Source organism: Lelliottia nimipressuralis (assembly GCF_004115925.1).
GTDB classification, from domain to species: Bacteria; Pseudomonadota; Gammaproteobacteria; order Enterobacterales; family Enterobacteriaceae; genus Enterobacter; species Enterobacter nimipressuralis.
Genome location: NZ_SDDX01000011.1, coordinates 102,529 through 126,801, shown reverse-complemented (window position 1 = coordinate 126,801; position 24,273 = coordinate 102,529). Strand labels below are relative to the sequence as shown.

The window sequence follows — 24,273 nt, the reverse complement described above, 5'->3', positions numbered from 1 at the left end:
TTAGGCCGCACGCAGTTAAGATAGCAAATCTTAAATGATTTGTTACAGGAATCAGTGAAATGTGTGAAGCATAGCGTTTTAATCAGAATTTTTAATGTGCTTCAGATAGTTGGAGAGAAGGGACGGCGAAATGAAAAAGGTAGGTGTTGTACTGAGCGGCTGCGGCGTTTACGACGGCGCAGAGATTCACGAGTCAGTTCTGACGCTGCTCGCACTGGCGAAACAGGGTGCAGAAGCGATCTGTTTTGCGCCAGATAAAAGCCAGACGGATGTTATCAATCATTTATCTGGTGAATTAATGCCGGAAACCCGCAATGTGCTGATTGAAGCGGCGCGCATTGCCCGTGGCAATATCCAGCCGCTGGCACAGGCCAATGCCGAGGAGCTGGATGCCCTGATCGTGCCAGGTGGTTTTGGTGCCACCAAAAATTTGAGTAATTTCGCCAGCCAGGGCAGTGAATGTCGGGTCGATGATGCGCTGAAAGCGCTGGCGCAGCGTATGCACGCCGCAGGAAAACCGCTGGGCTTTATGTGCATCGCCCCTGCGATGCTGCCTAAGATTTTTGATTTCCCGCTGCGCCTGACCATCGGGACTGACATCGATACCGCTGAAGTGATCGAAGAGATGGGCGGCGAGCATGTGCCGTGCCCGGTGGAAGATATCGTGGTCGACGAGGACAATAAAATCGTGACCACGCCCGCCTATATGCTGGCGCAAACTATCGCTGAAGCGGCCGTCGGTATTGAGAAACTGGTCGAACGCGTGCTGGTGCTTTCCCGGTGAGTAAAAATCGCTCTCCTGTCGCTTGGGCGAAACGCATTGTGCTGCGCGCGCTGCTGGCGCTTGCGGTGTTCTGGGGTGGTGGCATCGCGCTGTTCAGCATTGTGCCAGTGCCGTTTTCTGCGGTCATGGTTGAGCGCCAGCTCAGTGCATGGTTGACGGGGGACTTCAGCTATGTGGCCCACTCGGACTGGGTGAGCATGGACGAAATCTCCCCGTGGATGGGACTGGCGGTTATCGCGGCGGAAGATCAGAAATTCCCGGAACACTGGGGCTTTGACGTCTCGGCGATTGAAAAAGCGCTGGCTCACAATGAGCGGAATGAAAATCGCGTGCGCGGTGCCTCGACGCTCTCTCAGCAGACGGCGAAAAACCTGTTTTTATGGGATGGCAGAAGCTGGGTGCGCAAAGGGCTGGAGGCGGGTCTGACGCTGGGCATGGAGACCGTCTGGAGTAAAAAACGCATTCTGACGGTGTATCTCAATATCGCTGAGTTTGGTGATGGGGTGTTTGGCGTTGAGGCGGCGGCACAACGCTATTTCCACAAACCCGCCAGCCGCCTGACTCAAGCCGAGGCCGCACTGCTGGCCGCGGTGTTACCTAACCCGATTCGCTATAAAGCGGATGCGCCGTCAGGGTATGTCCGCAACCGTCAGGCGTGGATCATGCGCCAGATGCGACAGTTGGGCGGGGAAGGGTTTATGACCAGGAATAAATTGTACAGATGAGGACTTAGTCCTCATCAAATCCGGCGTTGAACAGCGCGACGACCGCAGCCAGCGCTTCGACTTCCTGCGGACCGGTCGCTTCCACTTCAATCTGTCGGCCCTTTGCGGAATCCAGCATCAGCAACGCAATCACGCTGTTGGCTTCTGCTTCTGTGCCTTCATCGTTACGCAGCAGCACTTCCGCATCAAATCCTTGCATCAGTTCAAACAGTTTCATCGCCGGGCGTGCATGCATGCCCAGCTTGTTGGTGATCTCTACGGTATGTTTTACGGTCATGTTTTACGTTTTTCCAGCGTGCGATGACGAGACTGAACGTTTTTACCGCGTGAGCGGAAGTAATCAGCCAGCTGTTCGGCAATATACACCGAACGATGTTTACCGCCGGTACAACCAATTGCGACCGTCAGGTAGCTACGATTGTTGGTTTCCAGCATAGGTAACCATAGCTCAAGGTAGCTTCGCGTCTGGTAGATAAAATTGTGAACTTCTGTGTGACGATCGAGGAATGCCGCCACGGGCTTGTCCAGACCGGTCATTGGACGCAGTTTCGGGTCCCAGTGCGGGTTCGGCAGGAATCGTACGTCGAACACATAATCCGCATCGATTGGAATGCCGTGTTTGAAGCCAAAGGATTCGAACACCATGGTCAGCTCGCGCTCGCGTTTACCCAACAGGCGGGTACGCAGCATTTCTGCCAGCTCATGCACGGACATTTCAGAGGTATCGACGATCAGATCTGCACGGGAACGCAGCGGTTCCAGCAGATCGCTCTCTTCGTCGATGGCACTTTCAAGCGACAGATTCTTGCTGGAAAGGGGGTGTAAACGACGGGTGTCACTGTAGCGACGGATTAGCGTGTTACGGTCAGCGTCAAGGAACAGCAGCTGCGGCGTGAAGTTATCCGGCAGGCTGTTCATCGCCTCTTCAAAGATTTCCGGGGATTCCGGCATGTTGCGCACGTCGATACTGACCGCCGCAGAGATCTGCCGGTCAGCAAGCGTTCGCGCCAGGTCGGGCAGCAGGACAACCGGAAGGTTGTCGACGCAGTAAAATCCCATATCTTCGAGCGCTCGCAGGGCCACGGATTTCCCCGAGCCTGAACGACCGCTGACGATCATCAGCACCATGTTCCGTTTCTCCTCACGACTGCAGATGTGAAGGCCATCTCCTGGTTACGCATCATCCTGATTGCCTTCCGCTTCGGTGATAATTTGGTACAGCTCTTCATCACTTTGGGCTGCGCGCAGACGGCGGCAAATTGTTTTATCCGCCAGACGTTTTGCGACCAGAGAAAGCGTATGCAAATGGGTTTTCGTCTGGTCAGCGGGCACCAGCAGAGCGAAAAGCAAATCAACCGGCTGGTTATCAATCGCATCAAAAGCGATAGGCGTTTCAAGCTGCACAAAAACGCCCACGGCGCGTAATGTGTCTTCTTCCAGTTTGCCATGCGGAATGGCGATGCCATTGCCGATGCCGGTACTGCCCATTTTTTCACGGGTCAGAATGGCCTCGAATACCACCTGAGGCGGCAGGCTTAACTGTTTTGCAGCCAGTTCACTGATAATTTCCAGAGCCCGTTTTTTGCTCTGACAGTGAACGCCACTGCGGGTACATTCCTGGTTAAGGACATTACTCAATTGAAGCGAGGAATCGTTGTTCATCATAATTTCACCTAAGCGCTAACTGTACAAATGGCCTGTTGTGTTTGACAACAGGCCGCCCTGCACCCGTTAACTGCCCGGACAATTAGTGTTGTTTCAGTTTATCTTTATGTTTATTAAGCTGTCGTGCCAGCTTGTCAATCAAGCCGTCGATAGCCGCATACATGTCTTGCCCTTCCGCACTGGCATGGATTTCGCCCCCGTTGACATGCAGGGTTGCGTCCGAGATATGAGTCACTTTCTCCACTTTTAACACAATGTAGACCTGATTGATCCTCTCGAAATACTGCTCCAGTTTGGCGAATTTTGTATTCACAAAATCACGCAAGGCTTCAGTGATCTCGACATTCTGTCCTGTGATGTTGAGCTGCATAGTGTCTTCCTTATCGGTTGTGTCAAACCAGTTGTTTACGCTGGTTAGACGGCGGAATGGATAAAGACTCTCGATACTTCGCAACAGTACGACGTGCCACCATAATACCCTGGTCGGACAGCATGGTGGTTAACTTACTGTCACTCAGTGGCTTCGCGGGGTTTTCCGCGGCGATCAACTTCTTCACCAGTGCGCGAATGGCCGTTGACGAGGCTTCGCCACCGCCTTCGGTATTCACATGGCTGGAGAAGAAATACTTAAGCTCAAAAATACCGCGCGGGCTGTGCAGATACTTCTGCGTAGTCACGCGCGAAATGGTCGATTCGTGCATCTCGACGGCCTGGGCGATATCCGCCAGCACCATCGGTTTCATAAACTCTTCGCCCTGATCGAAAAACGCCTGCTGCTGTTCGACGATGCAACGACTCACCCGTAGCAGCGTATCATTTCGGCTCTCGAGGCTTTTGATCAGCCAGCGCGCTTCCTGAAGATTGCTACGAATATATTGATTGTCGGAGTCGTTGCGCACGCTGGTGCACATGGAGGCGTATTGCTGATTGATTTGCAGGCGAGGAATGCTGTCGGAATTCAGTTCAACGGCCCAGCGGCCATTGTGTTTGCGCACCAGAACGTCAGGAATGACGTACTCGGGTTCGCTGGTCTGGATCGACTGTCCGGGGCGCGGATCGAGGGACTGAATCAGATTCACCGCCTCTTTCAACACATCTTCTTTCAGACGGGTGACGCGCATCAGCGAGCGGAAGTCGTGATTCGCCAGCAGATCGAGGTGATCGCTGATGATCAACCGCGCTTCGTCGATCCACGGCGTCTCTTTCGCAAACTGCGACAGCTGGATCAACAGGCAATCACGCAGATCTTTCGCCGCCACGCCGACTGGGTCAAAGCGCTGGATGCGTTTTAGCACTGCTTCGATCTCATCGAGATCGATATCGCCGTTCCCGATGCTCTCCAGAATATCTTCCAGAGAAACGGTCAAATAGCCGGTATCATCCACGGCATCGACAATCGAGGTAGCAATCGCGCGATCGGTTTCGGTGAATGGCGTCAGCTCCACCTGCCACATCAGATAATCCTGCAGGGACTGGGTGGTTTCACCCTGATAGACCGGTAGCTCGTCATCCTGATAATCTGCACGCGTCCCGGAAGGGGTTCCGGCGGTGTAGATTTCATCCCAGCTGGCGTCCAGCGGTAGCTCGTCCGGCATCTCTTTTTGCTCAAGAGCGTCTGCGGTATCAAGCGATTCGGTGTCCTGCTTTTCCTGGGTATCAACCTCGTCATGAAGATCGGTTTGCTCCAGCAGGGGGTTACTGTCCAGCGCCTGCTGGAGTTCCTGCTGAAGTTCTAACGTGGACAGCTGCAACAGACGAATCGCCTGTTGTAGCTGTGGCGTCATCGCCAGTTGCTGGCTGAGCCGTAATTGCAAACCTTGCTTCATGTTCAGAGCGTTTTTCCCCGCTTTGGCGTGACTTAACCTCTACCCTATCAGAGTCTGAAGTCTTCCCCAAGGTACACACGCTTCACATGCTCGTCTTCGAGGATTTCGAGTGGCGTGCCGTGGGCAATTAAATGGCCCTGGCTGACGATATAAGCGCGTTCACAAACTGCCAGCGTTTCACGTACGTTGTGGTCCGTGATGAGCACACCGAGGCCGCTGTCGCGCAAATGCTCGATAATACGTTTGATGTCGATGACAGAGATAGGGTCAACGCCCGCAAAAGGTTCATCCAGCAGGATAAATTTTGGATTTGCGGCAAGCGCACGGGCGATTTCCACGCGGCGGCGTTCACCACCGGAGAGCGCCTGACCGAGGCTGTCGCGCAGATGTTCGATGTGGAACTCTTCCATCAGTTCGTTAGCACGATCCTGACGCTGCTCGGAGGTCAAATCGTCACGGATTTGCAGCACGGCCATCAGGTTGTCGAACACGCTCAGACGACGGAAAATCGACGCTTCCTGCGGCAGATAGCCAATACCACGACGTGCGCGCGCATGCAGTGGCAGCAGGCTGATGTCTTCATCATCAATGATAATGTTGCCCGCATCGCGTGAAACGATGCCGACCACCATGTAAAAGGTGGTGGTTTTGCCCGCACCGTTTGGGCCTAACAGGCCCACGATTTCGCCGGAGTTTACGGTCAGACTGACATCTTCCACGACGCGGCGGCCTTTATAGGCTTTGGCGAGGTTCTTTGCAGTTAATGTTGCCATAACGAATTAGTTACTCTTTTTCTGTGCCGGGGCCTGGTCTTTGTTCTTGTCCTGCAGCTGAGACGGAACCAGAACGGTAGTGACGCGCTTACCTTTTTCGCTGAAAGCCTGCATTTTCTGCTCTTTCACCAGATAAGTGATCTTATCGCCGGTGATGTTGCTATCCAGCTGTTCCAGATAGGCATTGCCGGTCAGGATGACGAGATCTTTAGCCAGCTCGTAGTGCATATGAGAGGCGCGGCCTTTCACCGGCTTGCCGTTATCCTGCATCTGATAGAAGGTGGCCGGATTACCGTAGCCATCAATAATCTCTTTGCCCTGCTCGCCGCCCGGACGGGTGACAACCACTTTGTCGGCATTGATTTTGATCGTGCCCTGGGTCATGACGACGTTGCCGGTAAAGGTCACGACGTTACCCTGCATATCAAGCGACTGAGTATCAGATTCGATATGGATAGGCTGCTCAGTGTCGCCCGTAACAGCAAGCGCGGGGAGACTGGCGGCCAGCAGCGCGCTGGCAATGATAAAGTTAAGGCTGAGTTTGTTTGTTTTGAATTTCATAGGAGGTTCTAACCTTTTCAATCAGCTCGGCGTTTTTGCTGCGTAAGTTCCCGCGCATTCTTAGACCGCTGGAATTAAATGTTGTGCCGTATAACGTCACCAGATCCTGAGACGTGACATCCTGGGTGACCAGGTTGATCTGGGCATTATCCGTAGTAATTTTGCGCAGTTGAGAATCTGGCGTCAGGGCGTTGACTTCAACATGACCATATAAATAAAGCATACGGTCATTCGTCAATTTTGCTCTGTCAGATTTAATCGACCACGTTGGAATTTTGTTGGTATCAAATGTGGTCATCACCGGTCGGGTGAACCACGAGATGCCATCATCGGAAAAATACTCTACATGCTGCGCAATCAGGCGATAGTTCAGGGCGCCTTCAGGGCTGTAAACCACGGTGTCGCTGTGGTCGCTTTTGTAGGTTGGATCATTGGTGCTGACCACTTCATCCGGCGTGTCGTCCTGGTCGGCGAGATTCACGCCAATCAGAACCAGTACGGCCAGTGAAAGCAGAATGATAACCCAACGTCTGGTTTTACTCATATCGATTGCCCTTTGGCCTCATCAAGCTTGCCCTGCGCCAGCAGTAACAAATCGCAGACTTCACGAACGGCGCCGCGACCGCCGTTGATCCGGGTGACATAGTCAGCGCGCGGGATCAGCAAAGGATGGGCATCCGCCACGGCGATGCTCAACCCGACTTCAGCCATGACCGGCCAGTCGATCAGATCGTCTCCAACGTAGGCGACGTTTTCAGGGGCGATGGCAAGCTTCGCCAGCAAATCCCGGAACGCGACCATTTTGTCGGATTGCCCCTGATACAAATGGGTAATGCCTAATGTTTCGCAGCGATCTTCTACCAGTTTAGCCTTACGCCCGGTGATGATAGCAACTTCGATGCCGGATGTGATCGCACAGCGAATTCCGTAGCCGTCGCGCACGTTGAATGCCTTCAGCTCTTCGCCGTTATTGCCCATAAAAATTAAGCCATCGGACAGCACACCATCCACATCCAGAATAAGCAGACGGATGTTTTCCGCCTTTGCCATCATTTGCGTACTGACCGGGCCATAACAGGTTGCAAGGGATGCACCCGCATTACTCATTGTCTTATCCTTCATTACACTACGCCTGCGCGCAGAAGATCATGCATATGTACCACACCCAGCAGTTGGTCGCCATCGGCAACCATGGCTGAGGTAATATGACGGGACTGCATCAGGTTCAAAACTTCCACCGCCAGCGTACCAGGCCGGACCCGAATTCCGCCGGGGGTCATCACATCTGCAATGCCCAGCGTGCGCACGTCAACGCCCATATCAAAGACGCGACGCAAATCACCGTCGGTAAAGATCCCTTCGATCTTCATCAGGTCGTCGCAAATGACCGTCATACCGAGATTTTTACGGGTGATTTCCAGCAGCGCATCACGCAGCGAGGCATCTTTGCTGACGTGCGGGATTTCCGCGCCGGTATGCATAATATCATTCACGCGCAGCAGAAGTTTACGTCCGAGCGCGCCGCCTGGGTGAGAGAGGGCAAAATCTTCGGGGGTAAAACCACGTGCTTCGAGCAGTGCCACGGCGAGGGCATCGCCCATCACCAGCGCCGCAGTGGTGCTGGACGTCGGTGCCAGGCCGAGCGGGCAGGCCTCTTGCGGGACTTTCACGCACAGGTGAATATCCGCCGCGCGCGCCATGCTGCTCTCCGGGCGACTGGTCATGCAAATGAGGGGAACGTGCAGACGCTTGAGCACCGGGATCAGCGCCAGGATTTCGTTGGATTCACCGGAGTTAGACAGCGCAATCACCACGTCCTGCGGCGTCACCATTCCGAGATCGCCATGGGCGGCTTCACCCGGATGGACGAAGAAGGATGACGTGCCGGTACTGGCGAAGGTCGCGGCCATTTTACGACCGATGTGACCGGATTTGCCCATTCCCATCACCACGACTTTACCCGTGCAGGCGGCAATTTGTTCACATGCCTGGCTAAAGTCCTGATTTATGTATTGATCTAACTGCGCCAGACCTTCACGTTCAATCTCCAGAACTTTTTTGCCTGCTTTCTGAAAGTCAAAACCCGGCTGCAATTCTATTTGCGACATAATGCGTTTCCGTTTACCCAGAGAGAAGAGGCGACAGCCAGTACAGCATCGCCATCCATACGATAAAACCACCTGTCAGCAAGGCGCCCGCCCCTTTGCCTATTTGCTGCTTCCGCCGCCAGCAGAGCAGGGCGAAAATCACGCTGACGAACAGCATCACACCGTAATCGCGGGAGAAGGCCAGCGGGTTAAATGCCCCTGGCGCAATCAATGCGGGTAAACCCATAACGATAGCGATGTTGAAGATGTTCGAGCCAATGATATTGCCAATTGCGATATCACCTTCGCCTTTCCGTGCGCCCGCGATCGCCGTGGCCAGTTCTGGCAGGCTGGTACCGATCGCAATTACCGTCAGGCCAATCGTCAGTTCGCTAATCGCGAAGTAGTTGGCCAGTACGGTGGCGTTGTCGACAACCATACGGGTGGCCATCGGCATAATAATCAGCGCCACGCCGAGCCACAGCAGGGCAACGGGCAGGGTGCCTTCACGAGGAAGTTCAGCCACCTGCTCACGCGTAAGGCTATCATTCCCCTGTTTTTCCGCCAGCCGGGCAATCTTGACGATATAGAGCAGCCAGATGATTGCCAGCGCCAGCAGTAAAATACCGTCGTCGAAGGTCAGTTGCCCATCATAAAGCACATAGCCTGCCAGCAGGCTGACAATTAACATTAGCGGCAATTCGCGGCGCAGAACATCAGAATCCACGCGAAATGGATGCAGCAGTGCGGCAAGGCCAAGGATCAATAAAATATTAACGATATTCGAGCCGATCGCGGTACCAATGGCGAGATCGACCTGGCCATGGAGCGACGCGGAAACAGAGACAATAATTTCCGGAAGCGATGTGCCGACGCTCACCACCGTCATGCCAATAATCAGCGGCGGTATCCCAAAGAGTCTGCACAGGATCGATGCGGCGAAAACCAAACGGTCAGCACTGTAGACCACCAGAAGTAAACCAATTATTAACAGTGCCGTTGCTAAAAGCATCAAAAATCCTTTATTCAGGTATACTCGCCGGTCCACTGAGAATGAATCTCTGGCGCCGCATGCAGTCTGTAGACGTAACGAATTCCTAATTTTGACTTTATGCGCCGGAAAAGTAAAACAAATGCCAGCTTTCGCTAACCTGAGCGGATAATTATCTGCAAAAATGTCGGGTTTAAGGCTGAATTAAGCGCCATGCTTAACCTTGATGGGAAAGAAAGGAACGTTAAATGAGCCAAACGATGGCGAATTTAGTCGACGTCCGTGACGTCAGCTTCTCTCGCGCTAACCGATTGATATTCGAAAACATCACGCTGACGGTGCCGCGGGGTAAGATCACCGCGATCATGGGGCCATCCGGCATCGGCAAAACCACACTGCTGCGTCTGATTGGTGGGCAGATCCCACCGGACCGCGGTGAAATTCTTTTCGACGGTGAAAATGTCCCACAGATGTCGCGTTCACGCCTGTATACCGTCCGTAAACGGATGAGCATGCTGTTTCAGTCTGGCGCGCTATTCACCGACATGAACGTCTTTGATAACGTCGCCTATCCGCTGCGCGAGCATACGCGTCTCTCCCCGGAACTGTTGAAAACGACGGTGATGATGAAGCTGGAAGCCGTGGGATTGCGCGGGGCGGCCAAACTGATGCCGTCAGAGCTTTCCGGCGGGATGGCGCGTCGTGCCGCACTGGCGCGTGCGATTGCGCTCGAACCCGATTTAATCATGTTCGATGAACCTTTCGTCGGCCAGGACCCGATTACCATGGGCGTGCTGGTGAAATTGATTTCAGAACTGAACAGCTCGCTGGGTGTCACATGCATTGTGGTTTCACACGATGTGCCTGAGGTACTGAGCATCGCGGATTACGCCTATATTGTGGCGGATAAAAAGATCGTCGCCCACGGCGGTGCTCAGGCGCTACAGAACAACAGTGACCCGCGCGTTCGCCAGTTCCTCGACGGGATAGCGGATGGTCCTGTGCCGTTCCGTTATCCGGCGGGTGACTATCATCACGATTTACTGGGAATAGGGAGTTAAGCCGCTGATGCTGTTAAATGCGTTGGCCGCCCTTGGACACCGTGGCATAAAAACCATCAGGACGTTCGGGCGTGCCGGGTTGATGTTGTTCAATGCGCTGGTGGGTAAGCCGGAATTCCGCAAACACTCCCCGTTGCTGATTCGTCAGCTCTATAATGTCGGCGTGCTGTCGATGCTGATTATCATCGTGTCGGGTCTGTTTATCGGCATGGTGCTGGGGCTGCAGGGCTATCTGGTGCTGACCACCTACAGTGCAGAAACCAGTCTCGGTATGCTGGTGGCGCTTTCGCTTCTGCGTGAGCTTGGCCCGGTGGTGGCGGCACTGTTATTCGCCGGCCGCGCCGGTTCCGCGTTAACCGCCGAAATTGGCCTGATGCGCGCGACGGAACAGCTCTCCAGTATGGAGATGATGGCGGTCGACCCGCTGCGCCGCGTGATCTCGCCGCGTTTCTGGGCGGGGGTGATCTCTCTGCCGCTGCTGACCATTCTGTTTGTCGCCGTCGGTATCTGGGGCGGTTCATTAGTTGGCGTGCAGTGGAAAGGGATTGATGCCGGTTTCTTCTGGTCTGCAATGCAGGATGCCGTCGATCTGCGCATGGACCTGGTGAACTGCCTGATTAAGAGCGCGGTATTCGCCGTGACTGTGACCTGGATTGCGTTGTTCAACGGATATGACGCGATACCAACTTCTGAGGGCATCAGTCGCGCGACAACGCGTACTGTGGTTCATTCGTCGCTGGCCGTTCTTGGCCTGGATTTTGTGCTCACCGCACTGATGTTTGGGAATTGAGTTCATGCAAACAAGAAAAAGTGAAATTTGGGTAGGTGTGTTTCTGCTGCTGGCACTTCTGGCTGCGCTGTTTATCTGTCTCAGAGCGGCGGATATCACCTCCATTCGGACTGAACCCACTTATCGTCTCTATGCGACCTTCGATAATATTGGTGGTCTGAAGGCGCGTTCGCCGGTGCGCATCGGCGGTGTGGTGATTGGCCGCGTTTCAGACATCACGCTGGATGAAAAAACCTATCTGCCGCGCGTCGAAATGGATATTGAAGAGCGCTACAACCACATTCCGGACACCAGTTCGCTGTCTATTCGCACGTCCGGTCTGCTGGGCGAGCAATACCTGGCGCTGAACGTCGGCTTTGAAGATCCTGAGCTGGGAACGTCTATTCTTAAAGACGGCGGCGTGATTCAGGATACGAAGTCAGCCATGGTGCTTGAAGATATGATTGGTCAGTTCCTTTACAGCGGTAAAGGAGATGATAAGAAATCCGACGATACCTCTGCACAGAGTGAAGGCCAAACTGACGTCGCGCCGACCCCTGGCACGACGAATTCATCTCAGGAGAAGTAATTCATGATTAAACGACTGTTAATGGTTGCCATGCTGGTGATTGCCCCGTTGAGTGCAGCTGTTGCTGCGGATCAGAGCAACCCCTATAAACTGATGGATGAGGCGGCGCAGAAGACCTTTGATCGCCTGAAAAACGAGCAACCTAAAATTCGTGCAAACCCGGATTACCTGCGTGATGTGGTGGATCAGGAACTGCTGCCGTATGTGCAGGTGAAATATGCGGGTGCGCTGGTGCTGGGCCGCTATTACAAAGATGCGACTCCTGCGCAGCGCGATGCTTACTTTGCCGCTTTCCGTGAATACCTGAAACAGGCGTACGGCCAGGCGCTGGCGATGTACCACGGTCAGACCTATCAAATCGCTCCGGAACAACCGCTGGGTGACGCGACCATCGTACCGATTCGTGTGACCATTATCGATCCGAACGGCCGTCCTCCGGTGCGCCTGGACTTCCAGTGGCGTAAAAACTCCCAGACGGGCAACTGGCAGGCCTATGACATGATCGCCGAAGGGGTGAGCATGATCACGACCAAACAGAACGAGTGGAGCGATCTGCTGCGTACTAAAGGTATTGATGGCCTGACCGCACAGCTGAAATCGATCTCCAGCCAGAAAATTTCTCTGGACGAGAAAAAGTAATGACGCAGCCATTTAGCTGGTCGCGTGAAGGCGACAAACTCGCGCTGTCCGGTGAACTTGACCAGGATCTGCTGAACCCCCTGTGGGATGTGCGTCGTGACGTCATGCAGGGCGTTAAGCTTATCGATTTAACCCACGTTACCCGCGTGGATACGGCAGGCGTTGCGCTGCTGGTCCATCTGGTGGCTGAAGGTAAAAAGCTGGGCCAGGCGGTCACGTTAAGCGGGGTCAGCGAAAAGGTGCTGACGCTGGTGCTGCTCTATAATCTGCCCGAAGACGTTTTACCTCGTTAATATTTTCAGTGCGTTACTTCTGAAAGCCTCGACTGTTTCATCGTCGGGGCTTTTTGCCTGTTTAAGCCTGCGTCACTTTGCTCTAAGATGTTGGGCTTGTTTCACTACCCGATGATTTAGAACCCATGGAAAATCATGAAATCCAGACAGTGCTGATGAACGCACTCTCCCTTCAGGAAGTCCACGTCACTGGCGATGGCAGTCACTTTCAGGTTATTGCTGTGGGTGAGATTTTCGACGGCATGAGCCGTGTGAAAAAACAGCAGGCTGTCTACGCGCCGCTGATGGAATACATTGCAGATAATCGCATTCACGCTCTGTCGATCAAAGCGTACACCCCGCAAGAGTGGGAACGCGATCGCAAGCTAAACGGTTTTTGAGCTGAGGGTGTCTAGCCCGCAGCACGGTTGAATTCATAAGAGAGCACATCATGGACAAATTTCGTGTACAGGGACCTACGCGTCTCCAGGGCGAAGTCACAATTTCCGGCGCGAAAAACGCTGCGCTGCCGATCCTCTTCGCCGCACTGCTTGCGGAAGAGCCGGTAGAAATCCAGAACGTACCGAAACTGAAAGATATCGACACCACCATGAAGTTGCTCACTCAGCTGGGCACCAAAGTGGAGCGCAATGGTTCCGTGTGGATCGATGCCAGCAACGTCAATAACTTCTCCGCACCGTACGACCTGGTAAAAACCATGCGCGCATCCATCTGGGCGCTTGGCCCGCTGGTGGCGCGTTTTGGTCAGGGCCAGGTTTCTCTGCCGGGCGGCTGTGCTATCGGTGCGCGTCCGGTCGACCTGCACATCTTTGGTCTGGAAAAACTGGGCGCAGAGATCAAGCTGGAAGAAGGTTACGTGAAAGCGTCCGTCAATGGCCGTCTGAAAGGCGCGCACATTGTAATGGATAAAGTGAGCGTTGGCGCGACCGTCACCATCATGTCTGCGGCGACGCTGGCTGAAGGAACTACGGTTATCGAAAACGCCGCGCGCGAGCCGGAAATCGTGGATACCGCGAACTTCCTCGTGGCGCTGGGTGCGAAGATCACCGGGCAGGGTACCGACCGTATTACCATCGAAGGCGTTGAGCGCCTGGGCGGCGGTGTGTATCGTGTTCTGCCAGACCGTATCGAGACCGGTACTTTCCTGGTTGCTGCTGCCATTTCTGGCGGCAAAATCATCTGCCGCAACGCGCAGCCGGATACGCTGGATGCGGTTCTGGCAAAACTGCGTGACGCGGGTGCGGATATCGAAATCGGGGAAGACTGGATCAGCCTGGATATGCATGGCAACCGTCCAAAAGCGGTGAACGTGCGTACGGCACCACACCCGGCTTTCCCGACGGATATGCAGGCGCAATTCACGCTGCTGAACCTGGTGGCGGAAGGGACTGGCTTCATCACTGAAACCATTTTCGAAAACCGCTTCATGCACGTACCGGAACTGATCCGTATGGGTGCACACGCAGAAATCGAGAGCAATACAGTCATCTGCCACGGTGTAGCAACGCTGTCTGGTGCGCAGGTAATGGCAACGGATTTACGTGCTTCTGCGAGCCTGGTGCTGGCGGGTTGTATTGCGGAAGGGACGACGATTGTGGATCGTATCTATCATATCGATCGCGGCTACGAGCGTATTGAAGACAAACTGCGCGCGCTGGGTGCAAATATCGAGCGTGTGAAGGGCGAGTAATCGTTCGCGCAGCCCCCTGCCAATATTGACCGGGGGGTTGCTGTTCCTGTCTGAGTCAAAGCGTCAGTTCTGGCGCTCTTTTCCCTCTGTCTTCTTGCGCATCATGCGTGTTCTGTCGATAAATTCGTGGGTAATGGGATCGTGATAGCGCGAGGGCCAGATAATCCAGGGCTGCGTTTCCAGCGCACTGGCAATGATCAACTCTCCCTTGGGCCACGGACGGGTTAACGCGTTAGCCAGCGTAGAAGAACTTAACCCACTTCGTCGTGATTCGGCTGCCAGCGATGTCCCTTTTTTGCGCAATGCGGCAATAATGTCGGCCGAATGCCAGTCGATAAATTTCTTATCCATATCCTGTCCTCTGGTTCAAATACGTCCACGTCATTTCGGCTGAACTGACATGGCGAGTATACCTTCTTCGAACGGTCGTTCTAAAAAGTTCGAATAACAGGATGCAACATTCAGAATATATCAAGGCTTTATACACACGGCATGTAAGCCGAATGTGTAACGGTAGATGGGGTGTTTTGGGAACTTATTGAAACTCCCCGCGAATGCCGCGGGGAGAAAAAGGAACTTAACGATCGCGCTGAACGGCGATGTGTGCCAGCCCGATTAGCGCATCTCGCCATGGGCTGTCTGGGATAACCTGAATAGCGGCAATGGCTTTGTCGGCTTCTTCTTCTGCGCGCTGACGCGTCCAGTCCAGCGATCCGCAGATTGCCATTGTTTCCAGTACGGGTTCCAGAAGATGTCTGCCGTTTCCTTGCTCAATCGCTTCGCGGATAAGCTTTGCCTGCTCTGGCGTGCCGTTACGCATTGCGTGCAGCAGCGGCAGGGTCGGTTTACCTTCGTTCAGGTCGTCTCCGACGTTTTTGCCCAGCGTTTCGCCATCGGCGCTGTAGTCGAGCAGATCGTCAATCAGCTGGAACGCGGTGCCCAGGTAGCGGCCATAATCCTGCAGACCCCGCTCCTGCGCCTCGGTGCAGCCCGCAAGAATACCGGAGCACTGAGCCGCAGCTTCAAACAGGCGCGCGGTTTTACTGTAGATGACGCGCATGTAGTTTTCTTCAGTGATGTCCGGGTCGTTGACGTTCATCAGCTGCAGCACTTCGCCTTCAGCGATGACGTTCACGGCTTCAGACATCACCTCCAGCACTTTGAGCGAGCCGAGACGCGTCATCATCTGGAAGGCGCGGGTATAGATAAAATCGCCGACCAGAACGCTGGCGGCGTTGCCAAAGGCGGCGTTCGCAGTGGCTTTACCGCGACGCATATCGGATTCATCCACCACATCATCATGCAGCAGCGTGGCTGTGTGGATAAACTCAATCAGGGCCGCGATATTGACGTGATCATTTCCCTGATAGCCAATGGCTCTCGCGGCCAGGATGGCGATCATCGGGCGGATACGTTTACCGCCGCCACTGACAATGTAATAACCCAACTGATTGATGAGTTGAACATCAGAGTTGAGTTGCTCCAGGATTGCTGCATTCACACCCGCCATATCTTGCGCGGTTAACTCGTTGATTTTTTCTAAATTCATCGCAAAAGCCGGGCTTCTTATTCTGTTTAGCGCATGACTACTGGGCTAATGAAGGTTTCGGTTTATCAATAGTATTGCTGATTGTACTGAAAAAACGGCTCAGATAAACGTTAGCGTACGCGTTGTGTTTTTTTTCTTCATGTATTGATGGTAGCACTTGTCAAAGGCTCGCGTTTTGCGTAATATTCGCGCCCTATTGTGAATATTTATAGCGCACTCTGAATCACACGAGGATGTGCGCGGAAGCGGAGTTCTATATGTACGCGGTTTTCCAAAGTGGTGGTAAACAACACCGAGTAAGCGAAGGTCAGACCATTCGCCTGGAAAAGCTGGACATCGCAACTGGCGAAGCTGTTGAGTTCGCTGAAGTTCTGATGATCGCAAACGGTGAAGAAGTCAAAATCGGCGTTCCTTTCGTTGATGGCGGCGTGATTAAAGCTGAAGTTGTTGCTCATGGTCGTGGCGAGAAAGTTAAAATCGTTAAGTTTCGTCGTCGTAAACACTACCGTAAGCAGCAGGGCCACCGTCAGTGGTTCACTGATGTGAAAATTACTGGCATCAGCGCCTAAGACCTGAGGAGAGATTTAAATGGCACATAAAAAGGCTGGCGGCTCAACTCGTAACGGTCGCGACTCAGAAGCTAAACGTCTTGGCGTTAAGCGTTTCGGTGGCGAATCTGTTCTGGCGGGTAGCATCATCGTTCGTCAACGTGGCACCAAATTCCACGCTGGCAATAACGTAGGTTGCGGTCGTGACCACACTCTGTTTGCTAAAGCAGACGGTAAAGTGAAATTTGAAGTTAAAGGCCCGAACAACCGTAAATACATCAGCATCGTTGCTGAGTAAGTTTTTCGTGGTCCGGTAACGGATTAAAGCCCCGCAACGTGTTGCGGGGCTTTTTACATTGAAAACCCGGAAAATTTTCTGCAGGGAAAACCGGCATGAAACAGCAGGCTGGCATCGGCATTCTTCTGGCACTCACTACAGCGGTGTGCTGGGGGGCGTTGCCAATTGCAATGAAGCAGGTCCTGGAAGTGATGGAACCGCCAACAGTGGTGTTTTATCGCTTTCTGATGGCCAGTATCGGCCTTGGCGCGATTCTGGCGATAAAAGGCAAACTGCCGCGGCTGCGGATTTTCCGTAAACCACGCTGGCTGGTGCTTCTGGCTATTGCGACGGGCGGTCTGTTCGGTAACTTCATTCTGTTCAGCTCTTCCTTGCAGTATTTAAGTCCCACCGCGTCTCAGGTGATTGGTCAGCTTTCACCGGTTGGCATGATGGTGGCCAGCGTCTTTATCCTCAAGGAAAAGATGCGCGGCACACAGATCATCGGGGCAATCATGTTGCTGTGTGGTCTGGTGATGTTCTTTAACACCAGCCTGATTGAGATCTTTACCCGACTGACAGATTACACCTGGGGTGTGATTTTTGGCGTCGGGGCAGCAACGGTCTGGGTGAGCTACGGCGTCGCGCAAAAGGTGTTATTGCGCAGACTTGCCTCACAGCAGATCCTCTTTTTGCTGTACACTTTGTGTACGATAGCACTACTGCCGTTGGCGAAACCGGGTGTGATTACTCAGTTAAGCGACTGGCAACTGGCGTGCCTCATTTTTTGTGGGCTTAACACGCTGGTCGGTTATGGCGCGCTGGCCGAAGCGATGGCGCGCTGGCAGGCAGCACAAGTGAGTGCCCTGATTACACTCACGCCGCTGTTTACGCTGTTATTTTCAGATTTGTTATCAATGGCCTGGCCCGATTTCTTCGTCAAACCGATGTTAAACCTGTTGGGTTATCTCGGTGCGTTTGTCGTGGTTGCGGGCGCGATGTATTCCGCCATTGGTCATCGTCTTTGGGGACGTTGGCGCAAAAGTGAAGCGGTTGTAGTTGTCCCCCGCTCAGGCGAATGATTTACGGAGAGTAAGATGAAGTTTGTTGATGAAGCAACGATCCTGGTTGTTGCAGGTGATGGCGGTAATGGTTGCGTTAGCTTCCGCCGTGAAAAATACATTCCTCGTGGCGGCCCTGACGGCGGCGACGGTGGAGATGGTGGTGACGTGTGGTTAGAGGCGGATGAAAACCTCAACACGCTGATCGACTACCGCTTTGAAAAATCTTTCCGCGCGGAGCGTGGGCAGAATGGTCAGAGCCGCGACTGTACCGGTAAACGCGGCAAAGACGTCACCATTAAAGTGCCTGTCGGTACGCGTGTTATCGATCAGGGTACGGGCGAGACCATGGGTGACATGACCAAACACGGTCAGCGTCTGATGGTGGCAAAAGGTGGCTGGCACGGTCTGGGTAACAGCCGTTTCAAATCCTCTGTAAACCGTACTCCGCGTCAAAAAACGATGGGTACGCCGGGCGATAAACGCGATCTGCAGCTGGAACTGATGCTGCTGGCGGATGTGGGTATGCTGGGCATGCCAAACGCCGGTAAATCGACATTCATTCGTGCGGTCTCTGCGGCGAAACCAAAAGTGGCGGATTATCCGTTTACGACCCTGGTACCAAGCCTCGGCGTTGTCCGTATGGATAACGAAAAGAGCTTTGTGGTCGCCGATATCCCTGGTCTGATTGCGGGTGCGGCTGAAGGCGCAGGCCTCGGTATTCGCTTCCTGAAACACCTTGAGCGTTGTCGTGTTCTGTTGCACCTCATCGATATCGATCCGATCGACGGTTCTGATCCGGTTGAGAATGCGCGCATCATCATCGGTGAGCTGGAGAAATACAGCGATAAGCTGGCCGCTAAACCGCGCTGGCTGGTCTTTAACAAGATCGACCTGATGGACAAAGCCGAAGCAGAAGCGAAAGCGAAAGCCATCGCTGAAGCAATGGGTTGGGAAGACAAATACTACCTGATCTCTGCGGCAAGCCAGATGGGCGTGAAAGATCTTTGCTGGGATGTGATGACGTTTATCATCGAAAACCCAGTTGCTCAGGCAGAAGAAGTGAAAGGGCCTGAGAAAGTTGAGTTTATGTGGGATGACTATCATCGCCAGCAGCTCGAAGAACAAGAAGTTGACGTCGAAGATGACGAAGACTGGGATGATGACTGGGACGAAGACGACGAAGAAGGTGTCGAATTCATCTACAAGCACTAATCCGCTAAGAAGCCCCCTCTCGAAGGGGGCTTTTTTTAGCTCAGCGTGGAGGGCAGCCAGCAACTGGCGATTAACCCGCCCTCAGGCGCATTCTCCAGCGTCAGATTGCCACGGTGCAGCTGCACGATACGCAGGACAATACTCAGCCCCAGCCCACTGCCACCAAAGCGTTGGTCGAGACGACGGAACGGCTCGGTAATCGAATGGCGATGCGCCTCGTCGATGCCTGGCCCCTGATCGATAACGCTGACCTGGGTGCCCTCGTCGTGCTCCGTTAGCGTGACGGTGATAGTCGTACCCGCCGGGCTATAGCGCGCCGCATTCTCCAGCAGATTGCGCAGCATCAGTCTCAGGAGTACCGGATCGCCCTGAACGGTCAGAGAGCTTTTAAGCGGCCAAATGACGCTGTGCTCTTTCGCCTCATGCTCTAACGCCAGCGGCGCGATAATATGCTCACTCCAGTTGACCGTATCATAATGGCCGCTGGCCATTGCCTGCCCCGCTCGCGCGAGCATCAACAGCTGTTCGACGGTATGCATCAGCTGATCGATGCGATGAATCAGCGTCGCAGCCTGTGGTGAGCCTGACTGAGACATGAGTTCCAGATGAAGCCGGATACCAGCGAGCGGTGTACGTAGCTCATGGGCCGCGTCAGCCGTGAATAAGCGCTCCTGCTTGATGGTGTGGTCCAGACGGGCAAGCAGCTGATTCAGCGACGTCGTCACCGCTCCAATCTCTTCCATATCGGAAAAAAGAGGCAGGGGAGTGAGATTATCCGCCGAGCGGTTGGCGAGACTGACGCGCAGTTTATTTAGCGGGCGCGTTATCCAGGTGATGGCCCAGAAGGAGAAGAGCAGGGTAAAACCGACCATGACCAGCGAAGGCACCAGCAGCGAGGCTATGGCTTCGCGGATCTCCTTCTCGACATGTTGATTACGCGATTTTGCCGACAGGGTTTCACTCACCAGAAAGCCAATTTGCTCGCGGCTTTCATGCCACAGCCAAATCACGCTAATCAACTGGAAAAATAACAGAATGACCGCCAGCAAAACCATCAATCGCCGACGCATGCTGTTCATTTTTGACTCTCCAGGCGATAGCCCACGCCGCGAACGGTTTTGATGCGGTCTTTACCGAGCTTGCGCCGCAGATTGTGAATATGGACCTCAAGGGTGTTTGATCCCGGATCGTCCTGCCAGGAATAGATATCCTGCTGGAGAGTTTCGCGGTGCACCGTTTGTCCGGTGCGCATTATCAGCCGCGTGAGCAGAGCGAACTCTTTCGGAGTGACTTCGACCGCCTGCGAATGGCGCATCACCTGCTGGGTTTGCAAATTCAGCGTCAGATCGCCATCCGTCACCAGATTGTCACTGTGCCCCTGATAGCGGCGAATCAGCGCGCGAACGCGAGCCTGTAGCTCTGCCAGGGCAAAGGGTTTCACCAGATAGTCATCTGCGCCGGAGTCGAGACCATTGATTCGGTCTGCGAGGGCATCGCGCGCTGTCAGGATCAGCACCGGATTATCAACGCCGCGGCGACGCCACTGGCTCAGCAACGTAGCGCCGTCTTTATCGGGCAGCCCTAAATCCAGGATCACCAGGCTGTACTCGCCGCTTTGAATCAGCGAGTCAGCTTCTGCCGCAGTGGCGGCACAATCAAGCGCATATCCTTCGTTGGCCAGCGCCAGCGCCAGACCTTCCTGTAATAACAGGTCGTCTTCAACAATGAGTAATTTCATCGCTAGTTATTCTGGTAGATGTCCTTGTAAAGCCTGCTTTCGAAACGCACCAGAGGGATACGGCGATTACGCTGGTCGCTCGGTTCGACGGCATAGCCGGAAAGATACTGCACAAACGCCATGCGTTGGCCGCTGGCCGTCGTAATAAACCCTGCCAGGTTATACACCCCTTGCAGTGAACCCGTTTTGGCGGAAACTTTGCCGTCTACGCCAGCAGCGTGCAGACCTGCACGGTACTGAAGAGATCCATCGTAACCCGCGAGAGGGAGCATCGAGATAAAGTTTAGCTCAGTGTCGTGCTGCGCAATGTACTGAAGAACCTGCATCATTGTTGCAGGTGAGATCAAATTATGGCGCGAAAGGCCGGAGCCATCGACCGCAATAGTGTTACCCAGATCGATCCCCGCCTGCTGGCGCAAGATCTGGCGAACGGCATCGGAACCTGCACGCCACGTACCGGGAACGCCAAATCGGGCATGGCCGATCATGCGGAACACCGTATCGGCGATCATGTTGTCGGACTTTTTCAGCATAATCTTAAGCAGATCGTGCAGCGGCGCGGACTGTTTGCTGGCAATCACCGTGCCGGGTTCATTGGACTGCGTCTGGCGCAGCAGCGTCCCGGAATAGCTGATATTGGCCTGTTTCAGCTCATCTTTCAGAATGGCACCGGCGTAGCTGGCACCATCCTGAATAGCGAACGCCAGCGGCAGCGGGTCGGCACGCTGCGTCAGGCATCCGGTCAGGGTAAAGCGGTTCAGATCGCCAGGCACCACATCCAGCTCGCAATACTGTGCATCAGGCGAGCCTTTCGCCAGCGTGCGTACCTGGCTGAACATGGTGACGGGGTAGTAGGACGCCACGCGAATAAAGGCTAAATCATTGGCCTTAGGCGCGCTGTACAGCGAGACGGAGAAGCAGTTACGGTCGACGATTGCCGCAGACGGCGGGGCGCTAAAGCACTGGGTCATGTCGTTCCACGGCCAGCCAGGGGCTTTGTCGTGGCTGGCAAAAATGGAGGTGTCGATCAGCACATTACCGTCGATTTTCTGCACCCCGGACTTTTTCAGCACCGCGACCATATTGCGGATATCCTGGCGCTTAAAAGTCGGATCGCCACCAAAACGGGCGATTAAATCGCCTTTCAGGACGCCGTCATCCACGCTGCCTTTGCTTTCCAGCGTGGTGGTGAAGCGGAAATCGGGCCCCAGCTGCAAGAGTGCAGCCAGAGCTGTAATCACTTTCTGTGTACTGGCGGGGAGTGCCATTTGCTGGCTGTGATAGTCAATCTCCGGCGCCTGGGCACCCACTTTTTGCACCATCAGCGCAAGGTTAGCGCCAGCTGGGAGTTGATTAATATACTCATCCACATTCGCTGCCTGGACAGTGAACGCCACACTGGTAGTCAATCCGATGATAAATCTGGAAAATCGCATAATCTCGCGCTAACAACCCGTAAACAAACCGTCATACTACGGTGCAACGCCCTGTAAAGTAAACGATGACCCATAGTGAACTTCGCGGTAAAATGCGCATCAAATTGAAAAATTGCTGCTGACCTGGAACTTTGCTTCCGGGCAGTTTTCTTTTGCTCCCGACCTGTGACACGCTTTGACGCCTGCGAGGCCGGAAGTCGGAGTGAGTGAGTCGCTCCCAACAGGAATGTTTAAGAGGTATAACAAATGCAAGCTATTCCGATGACCTTACGTGGTGCCGAAAAACTGCGCGAAGAACTGGATTTTCTGAAATCTGTTCGCCGTCCTGAAATCATCGCCGCAATCGCGGATGCGCGTGAGCATGGCGACCTGAAAGAGAACGCGGAGTATCACGCCGCGCGCGAACAGCAAGGCTTCTGTGAAGGCCGTATCAAAGATATTGAAGCGAAACTGTCGAATGCACAGGTGATCGATATCAGCAAAATCCCGAACAATGGCCGCGTGATTTTTGGTTCTACCGTGACGGTGCTGAACCTGGACAATGACGAAGAGCAGGCTTACCGCATTGTGGGCGATGACGAGGCAGACTTTAAACAGAACCTCATCTCCGTTAACTCGCCGATTGCCCGTGGTCTGATTGGCAAAGAACAGGACGATGTGGTGGTGATCCGCACGCCAGGCGGCGAAGTGGAATACGAAATTATCAAGGTCGAGTACCTGTAATTCGCATCTCACCGCAGTTGTTGATACATTGTAAAGAAAGGAAAAAGGCCGCATAGCGGCCTTTTATCAACTCACGGAGCATGGCATTTTGCTCACCTGCTATTGGAAATCCCTCGTTTTACACTGAAAAAGTGTTCGATTCAGGATATTCTTAGCGTGGCAGCGAGATTTTACGCTCTTTAGACGGGCGGTAGAGCACCAGCGTTTTACCGATAACCTGTACATTACAGGCACCGGTATTGCGCACGATAGCTTCCACGATCAGGGTTTTCGTGTCTCTGTCTTCAGAGGCAATTTTCACCTTAATCAGCTCGTGGTGCTCCAGCGCTTGTTCGATCTCGGCAAGCACCCCTTCGGTCAAACCATTGTTGCCAAGCATGACTACAGGCTTGAGTGGATGTGCCAGACCTTTAAGGTGCTGTTTTTGTTTAGTACTCAGATTCATCGTATATTTTTGCTTACGTTGGGATTGAAAACGGTTCATTCTACCGCCATCTCCCTTATATCGCCAAATAGCTGCGTAGAAATTTACGTCAAAGGCAGGTTACGATGAACCAGGACGGAAAGTTAAATGACAGGTAAAAAGCGTTCTGCCAGCTCCAGCCGCTGGCTCCAGGAACACTTTAGCGATAAATATGTTCTTCAGGCACAGAAAAAGGGGTTACGTTCCCGTGCCTGGTTTAAACTTGATGAAATACAGCAAAGTGACAAACTCTTTAAACCGGGAATGACGATTGTTGACCTCGGTGCGGCACCTGGCGGATGGTCACAGTACGCTGTGACACAAATTGGTGGCCAGGGGCGAATCATCGCATGCGATCTTTTACCAATGGATCCGATTGTCGGTGTTGACTTCCTTCAGGGCGATTTTCGTGATGAATTAGTCCTGAAAGCATTACTCGAACGTGTAGGTGACAGTAAAGTTCAGGTTGTCATGTCTGATATGGCGCCAAATATGTGCGGAACACCAGCGGTGGATATTCCCCGTTCCATGTATCTGGTTGAACTTGCGTTAGAAATGTGTCGTGATGTTCTAGCGCCTGGTGGTAGTTTTGTAGTGAAGGTGTTCCAGGGCGAAGGTTTCGAGGAGTATCTTAAGGAAATTCGCTCCCTGTTTGCGAAAGTGAAAGTTCGTAAGCCGGACTCTTCCCGTGCTCGTTCACGTGAAGTGTATATTGTAGCGACCGGGCGGAAATGATAACCGGCTGACTTCGGACGAACGTTCGAAAGATACTGGATAGAGAGTCTCCTGACGCTGTTTTTAACACAGTTG

32 protein-coding genes are annotated in these 24,273 nt (G+C 53.6%); 15 read left to right on the top strand and 17 right to left on the bottom strand.

What is annotated here, in order from left to right; translation table 11 throughout:
• The first annotated feature begins 130 nt into the window (after positions 1-130).
• Entirely contained in the window at positions 131-784 is a 654-nt protein-coding gene (elbB, locus tag ETG88_RS10770; protein ID WP_129035386.1) for an isoprenoid biosynthesis glyoxalase ElbB, read from the top strand.
• Positions 781-1,509, top strand: a complete 729-nt coding sequence (gene mtgA, locus ETG88_RS10765; protein WP_129035385.1) for a monofunctional biosynthetic peptidoglycan transglycosylase — start codon at positions 781-783, stop codon at positions 1,507-1,509. Before elbB ends, mtgA begins: the two co-directional genes overlap by 4 nt.
• Before the next feature lie 4 nt (positions 1,510-1,513).
• Here the strand turns inward: mtgA and npr are convergent, their stop codons facing one another.
• The 11 genes from npr to ETG88_RS10710 form a co-directional block, all read right to left on the bottom strand.
• On the bottom strand, positions 1,514-1,786 hold the full coding sequence (gene npr / locus ETG88_RS10760) for a PTS phosphocarrier protein NPr (protein WP_095283587.1): 273 nt from the start codon (positions 1,784-1,786) through the stop codon (positions 1,514-1,516).
• Positions 1,783-2,637, bottom strand: coding sequence for an RNase adapter RapZ (rapZ, locus tag ETG88_RS10755; RefSeq protein ID WP_100778723.1), 855 nt, complete (start codon positions 2,635-2,637; stop codon positions 1,783-1,785). The genes npr and rapZ overlap by 4 nt, the downstream gene beginning before the upstream one ends.
• A gap of 45 nt (positions 2,638-2,682) precedes the next feature.
• On the bottom strand, positions 2,683-3,174 hold the full coding sequence (gene ptsN, locus ETG88_RS10750; protein WP_100778724.1) for a PTS IIA-like nitrogen regulatory protein PtsN: 492 nt from the start codon (positions 3,172-3,174) through the stop codon (positions 2,683-2,685).
• An 82-nt stretch (positions 3,175-3,256) separates the two neighbouring features.
• Positions 3,257-3,544: a ribosome hibernation promoting factor gene (gene hpf, locus ETG88_RS10745; protein ID WP_100778725.1), complete on the bottom strand. Its 288-nt coding sequence runs from the start codon at positions 3,542-3,544 to the stop codon at positions 3,257-3,259.
• 22 nt (positions 3,545-3,566) lie between these two features.
• On the bottom strand, positions 3,567-5,000 hold the full coding sequence (gene rpoN, locus ETG88_RS10740) for an RNA polymerase factor sigma-54 (RefSeq protein WP_102105493.1): 1,434 nt from the start codon (positions 4,998-5,000) through the stop codon (positions 3,567-3,569).
• Between the two features lie 47 nt (positions 5,001-5,047).
• Positions 5,048-5,773, bottom strand: coding sequence for an LPS export ABC transporter ATP-binding protein (lptB, locus tag ETG88_RS10735; protein ID WP_100778727.1), 726 nt, complete (start codon positions 5,771-5,773; stop codon positions 5,048-5,050).
• 6 nt (positions 5,774-5,779) lie between these two features.
• Complete coding sequence (gene lptA, locus ETG88_RS10730; protein WP_100778728.1) at positions 5,780-6,334, bottom strand: lipopolysaccharide ABC transporter substrate-binding protein LptA; 555 nt, start codon at positions 6,332-6,334, stop codon at positions 5,780-5,782.
• Positions 6,303-6,878: an LPS export ABC transporter periplasmic protein LptC gene (gene lptC / locus ETG88_RS10725; protein ID WP_100778729.1), complete on the bottom strand. Its 576-nt coding sequence runs from the start codon at positions 6,876-6,878 to the stop codon at positions 6,303-6,305. Before lptC ends, lptA begins: the two co-directional genes overlap by 32 nt.
• Positions 6,875-7,441, bottom strand: a complete 567-nt coding sequence (kdsC, locus tag ETG88_RS10720; protein WP_102105492.1) for a 3-deoxy-manno-octulosonate-8-phosphatase KdsC — start codon at positions 7,439-7,441, stop codon at positions 6,875-6,877. The genes lptC and kdsC overlap by 4 nt, the downstream gene beginning before the upstream one ends.
• 14 nt (positions 7,442-7,455) lie before the next feature.
• A complete protein-coding gene (gene kdsD / locus ETG88_RS10715; RefSeq protein ID WP_100778731.1) occupies positions 7,456-8,442 on the bottom strand; it encodes an arabinose-5-phosphate isomerase KdsD in 987 nt (328 codons plus the stop codon).
• A gap of 13 nt (positions 8,443-8,455) precedes the next feature.
• Positions 8,456-9,433 (bottom strand): calcium/sodium antiporter, encoded by a 978-nt coding sequence (locus ETG88_RS10710; RefSeq protein WP_102105490.1) that lies wholly within the window; start codon positions 9,431-9,433, stop codon positions 8,456-8,458.
• Positions 9,434-9,660: 227 nt separating this feature from the next.
• On the opposite strand from ETG88_RS10710, the gene mlaF reads away from it, so the two are divergent.
• The 7 genes from mlaF to murA all read left to right on the top strand — a co-directional run bounded on the left by mlaF (position 9,661) and on the right by murA (position 14,453).
• The gene (gene mlaF, locus ETG88_RS10705) at positions 9,661-10,473 is read left to right on the top strand and encodes a phospholipid ABC transporter ATP-binding protein MlaF (protein ID WP_100778733.1); all 813 of its coding nucleotides are present in this window, start codon (positions 9,661-9,663) and stop codon (positions 10,471-10,473) included.
• A gap of 7 nt (positions 10,474-10,480) precedes the next feature.
• Positions 10,481-11,263, top strand: coding sequence for a lipid asymmetry maintenance ABC transporter permease subunit MlaE (gene mlaE / locus ETG88_RS10700; RefSeq protein ID WP_100778734.1), 783 nt, complete (start codon positions 10,481-10,483; stop codon positions 11,261-11,263).
• A 4-nt stretch (positions 11,264-11,267) separates the two neighbouring features.
• Entirely contained in the window at positions 11,268-11,831 is a 564-nt protein-coding gene (gene mlaD, locus ETG88_RS10695; protein WP_100780811.1) for an outer membrane lipid asymmetry maintenance protein MlaD, read from the top strand.
• Between the two features lie 3 nt (positions 11,832-11,834).
• Positions 11,835-12,470, top strand: a complete 636-nt coding sequence (gene mlaC, locus ETG88_RS10690; RefSeq protein ID WP_100778735.1) for a phospholipid-binding protein MlaC — start codon at positions 11,835-11,837, stop codon at positions 12,468-12,470.
• Positions 12,470-12,763, top strand: a complete 294-nt coding sequence (gene mlaB, locus ETG88_RS10685; RefSeq protein WP_129035384.1) for a lipid asymmetry maintenance protein MlaB — start codon at positions 12,470-12,472, stop codon at positions 12,761-12,763. The genes mlaC and mlaB overlap by 1 nt, the downstream gene beginning before the upstream one ends.
• A 125-nt stretch (positions 12,764-12,888) precedes the next feature.
• Positions 12,889-13,143 carry a BolA family iron metabolism protein IbaG gene (gene ibaG / locus ETG88_RS10680; protein WP_100778737.1) on the top strand — a complete coding sequence of 85 codons (255 nt, stop codon included), beginning with the start codon at positions 12,889-12,891 and terminating at the stop codon, positions 13,141-13,143.
• A gap of 50 nt (positions 13,144-13,193) precedes the next feature.
• On the top strand, positions 13,194-14,453 hold the full coding sequence (murA, locus tag ETG88_RS10675) for a UDP-N-acetylglucosamine 1-carboxyvinyltransferase (RefSeq protein WP_100778738.1): 1,260 nt from the start codon (positions 13,194-13,196) through the stop codon (positions 14,451-14,453).
• A gap of 63 nt (positions 14,454-14,516) precedes the next feature.
• On the opposite strand, the gene sfsB is transcribed toward murA, so the two are convergent.
• Both sfsB and ispB read right to left on the bottom strand, forming a co-directional pair.
• A complete protein-coding gene (sfsB, locus tag ETG88_RS10670) occupies positions 14,517-14,804 on the bottom strand; it encodes a DNA-binding transcriptional regulator SfsB (protein WP_100778739.1) in 288 nt (95 codons plus the stop codon).
• Positions 14,805-15,030: 226 nt separating this feature from the next.
• Entirely contained in the window at positions 15,031-16,002 is a 972-nt protein-coding gene (ispB, locus tag ETG88_RS10665; protein ID WP_102105489.1) for an octaprenyl diphosphate synthase, read from the bottom strand.
• Positions 16,003-16,259: 257 nt separating this feature from the next.
• Between ispB and rplU the strand changes: the two genes are divergently transcribed.
• The 4 genes from rplU (at position 16,260) to cgtA (ending at position 19,103) form a co-directional block, all read left to right on the top strand.
• Positions 16,260-16,571 (top strand): 50S ribosomal protein L21, encoded by a 312-nt coding sequence (rplU, locus tag ETG88_RS10660; protein WP_095284390.1) that lies wholly within the window; start codon positions 16,260-16,262, stop codon positions 16,569-16,571.
• A gap of 19 nt (positions 16,572-16,590) precedes the next feature.
• Positions 16,591-16,848 (top strand): 50S ribosomal protein L27, encoded by a 258-nt coding sequence (gene rpmA / locus ETG88_RS10655; RefSeq protein ID WP_004385076.1) that lies wholly within the window; start codon positions 16,591-16,593, stop codon positions 16,846-16,848.
• Positions 16,849-16,943: 95 nt separating this feature from the next.
• On the top strand, positions 16,944-17,909 hold the full coding sequence (locus ETG88_RS10650; protein ID WP_129035383.1) for a DMT family transporter: 966 nt from the start codon (positions 16,944-16,946) through the stop codon (positions 17,907-17,909).
• A 15-nt stretch (positions 17,910-17,924) separates the two neighbouring features.
• Complete coding sequence (cgtA, locus tag ETG88_RS10645; RefSeq protein WP_100778742.1) at positions 17,925-19,103, top strand: Obg family GTPase CgtA; 1,179 nt, start codon at positions 17,925-17,927, stop codon at positions 19,101-19,103.
• 35 nt (positions 19,104-19,138) lie between these two features.
• On the opposite strand, the gene pmrB is transcribed toward cgtA, so the two are convergent.
• From pmrB to dacB, 3 genes are read right to left on the bottom strand one after another with little or no spacing between them, the layout of a single operon-like run.
• On the bottom strand, positions 19,139-20,182 hold the full coding sequence (gene pmrB, locus ETG88_RS10640; protein WP_129035382.1) for a two-component system sensor histidine kinase PmrB: 1,044 nt from the start codon (positions 20,180-20,182) through the stop codon (positions 19,139-19,141).
• Entirely contained in the window at positions 20,179-20,841 is a 663-nt protein-coding gene (gene pmrA, locus ETG88_RS10635) for a two-component system response regulator PmrA (protein ID WP_100778744.1), read from the bottom strand. The genes pmrB and pmrA overlap by 4 nt, the downstream gene beginning before the upstream one ends.
• A gap of 2 nt (positions 20,842-20,843) precedes the next feature.
• Entirely contained in the window at positions 20,844-22,277 is a 1,434-nt protein-coding gene (gene dacB / locus ETG88_RS10630; RefSeq protein ID WP_100778745.1) for a serine-type D-Ala-D-Ala carboxypeptidase, read from the bottom strand.
• A 246-nt stretch (positions 22,278-22,523) separates the two neighbouring features.
• Here dacB and greA point away from each other — a divergent pair, with 246 nt between their 5' ends.
• On the top strand, positions 22,524-23,000 hold the full coding sequence (greA, locus tag ETG88_RS10625) for a transcription elongation factor GreA (RefSeq protein ID WP_100778746.1): 477 nt from the start codon (positions 22,524-22,526) through the stop codon (positions 22,998-23,000).
• A gap of 151 nt (positions 23,001-23,151) precedes the next feature.
• Here greA and yhbY read toward each other — a convergent pair whose 3' ends face one another.
• The gene (gene yhbY, locus ETG88_RS10620) at positions 23,152-23,445 is read right to left on the bottom strand and encodes a ribosome assembly RNA-binding protein YhbY (protein ID WP_095283563.1); all 294 of its coding nucleotides are present in this window, start codon (positions 23,443-23,445) and stop codon (positions 23,152-23,154) included.
• A 126-nt stretch (positions 23,446-23,571) separates the two neighbouring features.
• Between yhbY and rlmE the strand changes: the two genes are divergently transcribed.
• Positions 23,572-24,198, top strand: coding sequence for a 23S rRNA (uridine(2552)-2'-O)-methyltransferase RlmE (gene rlmE / locus ETG88_RS10615; protein ID WP_100778747.1), 627 nt, complete (start codon positions 23,572-23,574; stop codon positions 24,196-24,198).
• The last annotated feature ends 75 nt before the right edge of the window (positions 24,199-24,273 follow it).

Excerpts from the sequence above, each read along its gene's own strand:
- elbB (WP_129035386.1), top strand. The coding sequence starts at position 131 with ATGAAAAAGGTAGGTGTTGTACTGAGCGGCTGCGGCGTTTACGACGGC.
- npr (WP_095283587.1), bottom strand. The coding sequence starts at position 1,786 with ATGACCGTAAAACATACCGTAGAGATCACCAACAAGCTGGGCATGCAT.
- rapZ (WP_100778723.1), bottom strand. The coding sequence starts at position 2,637 with ATGGTGCTGATGATCGTCAGCGGTCGTTCAGGCTCGGGGAAATCCGTG.
- ptsN (WP_100778724.1), bottom strand. The coding sequence starts at position 3,174 with ATGATGAACAACGATTCCTCGCTTCAATTGAGTAATGTCCTTAACCAG.
- hpf (WP_100778725.1), bottom strand. The coding sequence starts at position 3,544 with ATGCAGCTCAACATCACAGGACAGAATGTCGAGATCACTGAAGCCTTG.
- rpoN (WP_102105493.1), bottom strand. The coding sequence starts at position 5,000 with ATGAAGCAAGGTTTGCAATTACGGCTCAGCCAGCAACTGGCGATGACG.
- lptB (WP_100778727.1), bottom strand. The coding sequence starts at position 5,773 with ATGGCAACATTAACTGCAAAGAACCTCGCCAAAGCCTATAAAGGCCGC.
- lptA (WP_100778728.1), bottom strand. The coding sequence starts at position 6,334 with ATGAAATTCAAAACAAACAAACTCAGCCTTAACTTTATCATTGCCAGC.
- lptC (WP_100778729.1), bottom strand. The coding sequence starts at position 6,878 with ATGAGTAAAACCAGACGTTGGGTTATCATTCTGCTTTCACTGGCCGTA.
- kdsC (WP_102105492.1), bottom strand. The coding sequence starts at position 7,441 with ATGAGTAATGCGGGTGCATCCCTTGCAACCTGTTATGGCCCGGTCAGT.
- kdsD (WP_100778731.1), bottom strand. The coding sequence starts at position 8,442 with ATGTCGCAAATAGAATTGCAGCCGGGTTTTGACTTTCAGAAAGCAGGC.
- ETG88_RS10710 (WP_102105490.1), bottom strand. The coding sequence starts at position 9,433 with ATGCTTTTAGCAACGGCACTGTTAATAATTGGTTTACTTCTGGTGGTC.
- mlaF (WP_100778733.1), top strand. The coding sequence starts at position 9,661 with ATGAGCCAAACGATGGCGAATTTAGTCGACGTCCGTGACGTCAGCTTC.
- mlaE (WP_100778734.1), top strand. The coding sequence starts at position 10,481 with ATGCTGTTAAATGCGTTGGCCGCCCTTGGACACCGTGGCATAAAAACC.
- mlaD (WP_100780811.1), top strand. The coding sequence starts at position 11,268 with ATGCAAACAAGAAAAAGTGAAATTTGGGTAGGTGTGTTTCTGCTGCTG.
- mlaC (WP_100778735.1), top strand. The coding sequence starts at position 11,835 with ATGATTAAACGACTGTTAATGGTTGCCATGCTGGTGATTGCCCCGTTG.
- mlaB (WP_129035384.1), top strand. The coding sequence starts at position 12,470 with ATGACGCAGCCATTTAGCTGGTCGCGTGAAGGCGACAAACTCGCGCTG.
- ibaG (WP_100778737.1), top strand. The coding sequence starts at position 12,889 with ATGGAAAATCATGAAATCCAGACAGTGCTGATGAACGCACTCTCCCTT.
- murA (WP_100778738.1), top strand. The coding sequence starts at position 13,194 with ATGGACAAATTTCGTGTACAGGGACCTACGCGTCTCCAGGGCGAAGTC.
- sfsB (WP_100778739.1), bottom strand. The coding sequence starts at position 14,804 with ATGGATAAGAAATTTATCGACTGGCATTCGGCCGACATTATTGCCGCA.
- ispB (WP_102105489.1), bottom strand. The coding sequence starts at position 16,002 with ATGAATTTAGAAAAAATCAACGAGTTAACCGCGCAAGATATGGCGGGT.
- rplU (WP_095284390.1), top strand. The coding sequence starts at position 16,260 with ATGTACGCGGTTTTCCAAAGTGGTGGTAAACAACACCGAGTAAGCGAA.
- rpmA (WP_004385076.1), top strand. The coding sequence starts at position 16,591 with ATGGCACATAAAAAGGCTGGCGGCTCAACTCGTAACGGTCGCGACTCA.
- ETG88_RS10650 (WP_129035383.1), top strand. The coding sequence starts at position 16,944 with ATGAAACAGCAGGCTGGCATCGGCATTCTTCTGGCACTCACTACAGCG.
- cgtA (WP_100778742.1), top strand. The coding sequence starts at position 17,925 with ATGAAGTTTGTTGATGAAGCAACGATCCTGGTTGTTGCAGGTGATGGC.
- pmrB (WP_129035382.1), bottom strand. The coding sequence starts at position 20,182 with ATGAACAGCATGCGTCGGCGATTGATGGTTTTGCTGGCGGTCATTCTG.
- pmrA (WP_100778744.1), bottom strand. The coding sequence starts at position 20,841 with ATGAAATTACTCATTGTTGAAGACGACCTGTTATTACAGGAAGGTCTG.
- dacB (WP_100778745.1), bottom strand. The coding sequence starts at position 22,277 with ATGCGATTTTCCAGATTTATCATCGGATTGACTACCAGTGTGGCGTTC.
- greA (WP_100778746.1), top strand. The coding sequence starts at position 22,524 with ATGCAAGCTATTCCGATGACCTTACGTGGTGCCGAAAAACTGCGCGAA.
- yhbY (WP_095283563.1), bottom strand. The coding sequence starts at position 23,445 with ATGAATCTGAGTACTAAACAAAAACAGCACCTTAAAGGTCTGGCACAT.
- rlmE (WP_100778747.1), top strand. The coding sequence starts at position 23,572 with ATGACAGGTAAAAAGCGTTCTGCCAGCTCCAGCCGCTGGCTCCAGGAA.